Source organism: Bacillus sp. C30 (assembly GCF_040838255.1).
Classification (GTDB): Bacteria; Bacillota; Bacilli; order Bacillales; family Bacillaceae_G; genus Bacillus_A; species Bacillus_A mycoides.
In genome coordinates, this window is the sequence record NZ_JBFPJH010000411.1 from 1 (window position 1) to 2660 (window position 2660).

Below are 2660 nucleotides of genomic sequence, written 5' to 3' on the forward strand. Positions count from 1 at the left end.
ACTTGGTGCCATCTTTTTTGTCTCATATCTTAGTATATGAAATTATATGCGCGATTTATAAATACAACAACCGTAACATACAATAAATCAACTATACGACAAATCTTAACAAGATTAAAATGAGACTACCTTTTCTTCCGCCACTTCCACAATTTCTAAAATTTGTAGCAGACTCTCCACTTCATAAGTCGGCTTAACACTCGTCGTATTCTCTTCTAAACTCGGATTATACCAACACGTATCAATACCGTAATCTTCTCCGCCTTTCATATCAGAAGTTAGCGAATCTCCAACCATTAGTACACTTGATTTATCAGTAATCCCAAACTTCTCAAAAGCATAATCAAAAATCTCACGCGCTGGTTTTTGATGGCCGACCTCTTCAGAAATAATAATATGATCAAAGAAGTTACATAAAGGCGAATTTCCAATTCTCGATTGTTGCACTTTTGTATATCCATTCGTAATGATACCTAACTTGCAATCTTGAAGGTTCTCACATAATTGCACTGCACCATCTATAAGATGTACTTCTTTTCCTAAGTTTTCAAGGTATACGTCACTAAAATGCTGCGCGTCTACTTCTATATTATGAAGAGCAAATAATTGTCTAAATCGATCTACCGCTAATTCACTTAGCGTAATCATTTTATTCTCTAAATCTCTCCATAATCCATTACTAATCTCTTTATAACTTGGAAGATAATCATTATACCCTGTAGGCATGCCAAATTGTACAAACGCGTTATGTAATGCGTTTCTTTCTGTTTCAGGGAAATCTAATAATGTATCGTCTACGTCGAATAGTATTACTTTGTATTTCATGATGTTCGCCTCAATTCCTATATTCTCATAGCTTAATTATAGCAACAACAATAAAAGGAGGCTAATCCAATCAGCCTCCCTCCTCATTATTTATCCCGCATTAACGGGCAGTAAGACTCCCGATTGGTGAAGGCTAATAAACAGTGGGGATGCCCCCCCCCCACTGATTAAAGTTTCACTTTATCTTCTAGCAATAACACTTTCATTTCCTCTAACGATTCTTTTGTAAAGCCGAGAGCTTTTTCAGCGTATGCTTCCACTGATCCGTATTGCTTTTTAACTTCATCAATCGCAGCTTGTAAATATTCAGCACGAGCTTCAAACATCGCACCTAATATTGCTCTACTTTCGTCGTTCTGTAATTTCGCACCTAAAAAGGCCATCATTTTTTCATTTAACTTTTCACGGAAACCGTTACTTAGTAAGTAGTCTTCCATTGCTGTTTTTTCCGGTACACCTAGTAAAAGTAATAATAATGCTGAGCCAAATCCTGTACGGTCTTTTCCAGCAGTACAGTGGTTTACTAACGGTAAGTTTTCCGGGTTTTGCGCCAGTTTTAAGAAGCTCACGAATGCTTCATTACCACTTACGAAATCTTGATTCATTTTCACAAGATACTCGCCTGGTTTCCCTAACATAGAAAGGTCACCAACTTGGAAAAATTCATTTATATTCAAGTCTTTCGCCAAGTCTTGCATAACTGGTAAGCACACTTGACGAGCACCTGTAACACTTGGGTTCGGCTTATGCTTCACTTCAAAATCTGTACGGTAGTCACAAATTAATTTTAAGCTAGACTTCTGTAAATACTCGATATCCCATTCTGTTAATCCTGCTAATTCTTCAGAACGATACAATTTACCCCATTTTACTTTACGGCCTTCAGTCGTTTCATATCCTCCCATATCACGGAAGTTAAACGCACCTTGTAATGGTAATCTACGCTCAGCTACTGTGACTGCTTGTCCATTACTTCCTACTAACCTAAAATATGGACGCTCATTTTCACTCGGGTTTTCAATTGTACATGCATCCCCACTTACTGTTACAAGTAATTCTCCATTTTCTTCAATATGATCTGGTGAAGTACTCCAATAAATACGAACTTCTTCTATATTATTTTCCCACTTTATATGTAACGTATTATCTTCATTTCGTTCTACAGTTACTTGTAGACAATTTCTTTGCTGCTTCATACTTTCACCAACGCTTTCTTCGTATAGTCTAATCCTTCTCTATTGTATTATAGGAAAGCTTACTTTGTCGTTTCGATTTTTCTTTTTATCTTACAAACATGCAAAAAGTTCTTTTACTTGTTCAAAATTTGTACATGGATTCCCACTAAATGAGTTCGAGAGAGTAAGCCATCCATCCTTCTAAAACCTTCTCACATATCGCTCAGTAGAGCTCAGCTGCTGACATCCGTTCTTTTCAAAGATATCCTTCATCCACTCGTTTTGTACATTTGTCTCGCCAATATAATAAGATGCGCCTATTTCTTTTAAGACAAACATTGCCCCTGTAAAGAATGCTGCTTCATACCCTTTATTTCGCATATTTGGAGCGACTGCGAAATACATAAGTTTTCCTTCTTCTAACGTACCTCTTTCAATATGCGGGATTACAATTCCTATTGGCTCTTCATCGATACTTGCTGTTAAACAATGTTCTTTCCATTGCCCACCTATTTCTTGTAGCATCGTATTTACAAATTGATCATAATCGATTTGTTCTCCCGTCACTTCATTCCACAGTGAATAAAAAGCGGCTTCGCCTATCTCTTCAATAAGCTTAAAATCAATTTCACTTTCTATATCTTCTACTTCATATATATC

The 2660-nt window shown here is 36.6% G+C and carries 3 protein-coding genes; all 3 read right to left on the reverse strand.

Annotation, left to right across the window (positions count from 1 at the left end; genetic code table 11):
- Positions 1–114: 114 nt before the first annotated feature.
- The gene (locus tag AB3X49_RS21025) at positions 115–825 is read right to left on the reverse strand and encodes a YjjG family noncanonical pyrimidine nucleotidase (protein WP_367964524.1); all 711 of its coding nucleotides are present in this window, start codon (positions 823–825) and stop codon (positions 115–117) included.
- A 167-nt stretch (positions 826–992) separates the two neighbouring features.
- Positions 993–2021 carry a tyrosine-protein phosphatase gene (locus AB3X49_RS21030; RefSeq protein WP_367964526.1) on the reverse strand — a complete coding sequence of 343 codons (1029 nt, stop codon included), beginning with the start codon at positions 2019–2021 and terminating at the stop codon, positions 993–995.
- 180 nt (positions 2022–2201) lie between these two features.
- Positions 2202–2660 (reverse strand): GNAT family N-acetyltransferase (locus AB3X49_RS21035; RefSeq protein ID WP_367964528.1); only part of this gene is annotated, 459 nt, incomplete at its 5' end.

What these genes read in the sequence shown, in the direction of transcription:
- AB3X49_RS21025 (WP_367964524.1), bottom strand. Translation starts at nt 825, where the DNA reads ATGAAATACAAAGTAATACTATTCGACGTAGACGATACATTATTAGAT.
- AB3X49_RS21030 (WP_367964526.1), bottom strand. Translation starts at nt 2,021, where the DNA reads ATGAAGCAGCAAAGAAATTGTCTACAAGTAACTGTAGAACGAAATGAA.